The sequence below is a fragment of the Pigmentiphaga sp. genome, from assembly GCF_019689535.1.
GTDB lineage: Bacteria > Pseudomonadota > Gammaproteobacteria > Burkholderiales > Burkholderiaceae_B > Pigmentiphaga.
The window spans coordinates 1-3929 of sequence record NZ_JADGHH010000259.1 but is presented as its reverse complement, the minus strand read 5'-3'; the positions used below and the strand labels follow the sequence as shown (position 1 = coordinate 3929).

Below are 3929 nucleotides of genomic sequence, written 5' to 3'. Positions count from 1 at the left end.
CCCCTGGACCCCCAGGCTCCCACCGCGGCCTTCCTGGTGGGGTCGAGCCGGGGCGGAGGACTGCACGCGCTGCTGTGGGTGCAGCGCATGTTCCCCGACCACTTCAAGAATTTCGTCTTTATCAATGCGCGCACGGTCGACGCACACGTCTACGGCGGGCGCGAGGCGATGGAGGCCATGAAGCTGCAGGCCACCACATCGCTCAAGTACTTCGAGCGCTTCTGCAACAGCTACGGCCTGGCGGCCACCAGCAAGCTGGGATTCGGCACCGACGCCGTGCAGACCTTGGAAAAACTCATCTCCGAAGTGCTGGAGGAATATCCCAATACCATCGTGTTTGCGAGCAAGCTCGTATTCAAGCGGGAAAACTTTGTCACGCGGCTGCTGCACAACCAGGCAATCAACGCGCTGCAGCGCCGCATGCACGTCAACGGACAGCAGCTCATGGTGCTGCCGATGCGGATCGACTAGCGCTCCCCGCGACGGGTGAATCGCCCTGCGGGCGCGTTATCCTATGCCCAGACTGTCTGGAATTCGCGCCCCATGCTTCGATTCGAACACATCATTCAGATCAATGACCCACTCGTGCCCCTGCTCACGCCGCTCACGCGGGAGCAGATCTGGCGCGGGCTCTTTATCCGGGCGCACCAGCCGACGGAGTTCGTCATGGGGCTGGAGGGCTGCGTGATCGAAAACGAGATCGAGGAAGCCGGGCGCACTATCCTCAAACGTGTCCTGGATTTCGGGCCATTCCAGGTCCACGACGAGGTAACCCTCACGCCCATGCAGGAGATCACGGTGCTCGCCGCGGCCACTCGCCTGTGGCCACGCTGTGAGGCCACGATCCGCATCGAAGAGCCCTCGCCGGGAGACTTGTTCCTGCGCTTTATCTACGAACTCGACCTGGCAGAAGGCCACAGCGATCTCGACGAAACATCCGTGGAGCTGCGCAAGCAGGCCTACCTCGCGGCCGACATGGATACCGTCCAGCGCATACGGGAGCTGGCGGAGTCGGGAAAGCTGCTGCACTGAACCGTTGCCCCTAGAACGCAAACACCCTGGGAGCCAGACCACTCCGGTCCGGCTCCCAGGGTGCGCAAGCGCGCGCCGCCTCAGCCGCGCCTAGTTCATTTCTCGACGAACGCGCGTTCGACGACGTAATCGCCGGGATGGCCGGTGCTCTCCGACACCTTGAACCCGAGGCCGTCGAGGATCGCACCGACGTCCGCCAGCATGTGCGGACTGCCGCACAGCATGGCCCGGTCGTGTTCAGGATTGAGCGGCGGCAGTCCGATATCGGCCGCCAGCTTGCCGCTCGTCAAAAGCTCGGTGATGCGGCCTTGATTGCGGAAAGGCTCACGCGTGACGGTGGGATAGTAGATGAGCTTCTCTCGCACCAGTTCACCGAAGTATTCATTGTTCGGCAGTTCGTTGCTGATGTAATCGGCATAGGCCAGCTCGCTGACCCAGCGCACGCCATGCACCAGCACCACTTTCTCGAAGCGCTCGTAGACGTCCGGATCCTTGATGATGCTCATGAACGGCGCCAGCCCCGTTCCGGTGCCGAACAGATATAGGTTCTTGCCCGGCAGGAGGTCGTCCACCACCAGGGTGCCAACGGGCTTGCGGCTGACCAGGATGGAGTCTCCCACCTTCAAGTGCTGCAGGCGCGACGTCAATGGTCCGTTGGGCACCTTGATGCTCAAGAACTCGAGGTGTTCTTCGTAGTTGGCGCTGGCGATGCTGTACGCCCGCATCAAGGGCTTGCCATCGACCTCCAGGCCGATCATGACGAAGTGGCCGTTGTGGAACCGCAGCGCGGGGTCGCGGGTCGTTCTGAAGCTGAAAAGCGTGTCGTTCCAATGATGAACGCTGGTGACGCGTTCGGTGTTGAAAGCGGCCATAACCTGTGGGGTTCCGTCAAGGGGTTTGAAACCAGTTTACCAAAGCGCTTCGGCAGTGCCTGGAGGAAACCCTGGATTCTATGCGGTTTAGCACGCAGTACAGCGCAAATCGCGGCATGTTATGAGCATGGGTTCTAAGCTTATGAACCTCCCTCGCCCAAACCGGCGCCACGCACGAAAGAAGAAGGTGCATCGCCAAGCTCAATTTTGCGCGAAGGCGCCCGGATACAAGCTGTGCCAGAATCCGCACTGATACGCCGCCACGGCATTGAACAAGCCCGATTTTTGGGGCTCGAGGCGCAGGGCAGCGCCAGATTCCCCGAACAATGGCCAGACGGGCAGGCCGGTCGCGCGCGGCACGCCTTCCCGAATGAACGAGGACCACGTCGCCACCATTTGGTCAGCCAAGGCCTGAGACTCGCGGGACAGGTCAGGCGCGTCGATTTTCGACGTATTCGAGAAATTCGGGAAAAAATAGTTGAGCCCGGCCGAGTGCACGGCGCCGAGTTCGAAGCCCGGGTCGGGAGTGTCCGGAATCGATACGCCGAGCACGGGCGCGTTGCGGTCCGCGAACTCAAACATGTAGACCGGCACGTGCCGGGACAAGAGGCGGGCCGTTTCGACGTAGAGGCAATGGTTAATGCCGATGTCGGGGCGGAAATCGCTCATGGTCGACCCGAGCGCCGCAGGCGCGGACGAATAGCGGCTGAGCGGATAGCGCGCCAAGACCTCCGGCGCATGGTCTCCATAAATGGTGCGCAACAGCTCTTCGTGATTGCCCGCCGTAATGCTCTCGCCAGCCTGCATGGCATAGCCGACGTACAGCCGCAGCTCGTCCCGCGTGCCGCCATACAAGACCGGGACCCGAACGAATTGCCCCGCCTGCAAAGACGTCACGCCGTCGCGCGGCAGGGTCTCATTGCCGTACGGGGGCGCAAACGCCATGAGGTCCGAGCCGGCCGCGCGATCGCCCGCGGCGATCAGCGTCTGCGGATCCTTGCCGCGCAAACACGCCACCGCCGTCGCATCGTCCAGGCATCCGGCCTCCTTGGCCACGCGCACCCCGAACTCGCGCCAGGACGCCACGTCCCGCAGGTGAAAGGAGCAGGCCGCGCTAGAAATGATCGCCTTGTGGAACAGGCCCTCGGTCGCTTCCGGCGTCATCAGGTGCATGCAAACGGACGCACCGCCGGCAGACTCGCCGGCAAGCGTGATGTTGTCCGGGTCGCCGCCGAACGCCGCGATGTTGCGCTTGACCCAGCGCATCGCCAGGCGTTGGTCTTCCAGCGCATAGCCGCCGTTGGTCGCGTCGGCGAACCCGGGATGCGGCATGAAACCGAACACGCCCAGTCGATAATTCATTGACACCACGACGGCGTCGGCCGCCTTCGCCAGCCGGTCCAAGCGGTAGAGGTTGCTGCCCCCGCCGACGAAGCCGCCGCCGTGGATCCAGACAATGACCGGGCGTTTGCCTTTGTCGGAAGCCCCGTCACGGATGGGCACGGAAACATTCAAGCTCAGGCAGTCCTCGGCGTCACTCGCCTCGGTCAGGTCGTACCGGGCCGCCTGGGCGCAGGGCGGTCCAAATTCCCCGGCTTGCAACACGCCTTCCCAGGGCTGCGCCGGCTCGGGCAGCATCCACCGACGCGGACCGGCGGTGGATGCCGCGTAAGGAATGCCGCGGAACTCGAGCACACCGTTGCGCACCACGCCCTGCACTTTGCCCGCGTGCGTGGAGGCCATGGTCTCCACGGCGGCCGGCTCCATATCGAAATCCTCCTGCTGGCTCGCAGTGGCGGTAGCGATGCCGATGACAATCTGAATGAGTATCCCGGCCCCAAGCAGCAAACTGCGCCGTACGTTCATCGTCCCCCTCGATTTCGCGCGATGAAAGGCCACGGAAAGCCATGGCCTCGAGCCGCCCGGCGCACATCTGAAGGTACGAGCTCAGGCAGAATCTTGAAACATTTTATTACACTCACTTACCAATCGGGACGAACTGGAAAGTGCCGCACAGGACGGAGG

General features: G+C 62.9%; 3 protein-coding genes and 1 pseudogene. 2 read left to right on the top strand and 2 right to left on the bottom strand.

The features are described from left to right. A pseudogene (locus tag IRZ12_RS16225) lies at positions 1-471 on the top strand (amino acid transporter); the annotation flags it as partial. A gap of 72 nt (positions 472-543) precedes the next feature. After that, entirely contained in the window at positions 544-1032 is a 489-nt protein-coding gene (locus IRZ12_RS16220) for an AtaL-like protein (RefSeq protein ID WP_296470670.1), read from the top strand. A gap of 95 nt (positions 1033-1127) precedes the next feature. On the opposite strand, the gene IRZ12_RS16215 is transcribed toward IRZ12_RS16220, so the two are convergent. Continuing rightward, positions 1128-1904 carry a ferredoxin--NADP reductase gene (locus IRZ12_RS16215; protein WP_296470667.1) on the bottom strand — a complete coding sequence of 259 codons (777 nt, stop codon included), beginning with the start codon at positions 1902-1904 and terminating at the stop codon, positions 1128-1130. 201 nt (positions 1905-2105) lie between these two features. Then, a complete protein-coding gene (locus tag IRZ12_RS16210) occupies positions 2106-3770 on the bottom strand; it encodes a carboxylesterase family protein (protein ID WP_296470665.1) in 1665 nt (554 codons plus the stop codon). Positions 3771-3929 lie beyond the last annotated feature (159 nt).

Excerpts from the sequence above, each read along its gene's own strand:
- IRZ12_RS16220 (WP_296470670.1), top strand. The coding sequence starts at position 544 with ATGCTTCGATTCGAACACATCATTCAGATCAATGACCCACTCGTGCCC.
- IRZ12_RS16215 (WP_296470667.1), bottom strand. The coding sequence starts at position 1,904 with ATGGCCGCTTTCAACACCGAACGCGTCACCAGCGTTCATCATTGGAAC.
- IRZ12_RS16210 (WP_296470665.1), bottom strand. The coding sequence starts at position 3,770 with ATGAACGTACGGCGCAGTTTGCTGCTTGGGGCCGGGATACTCATTCAG.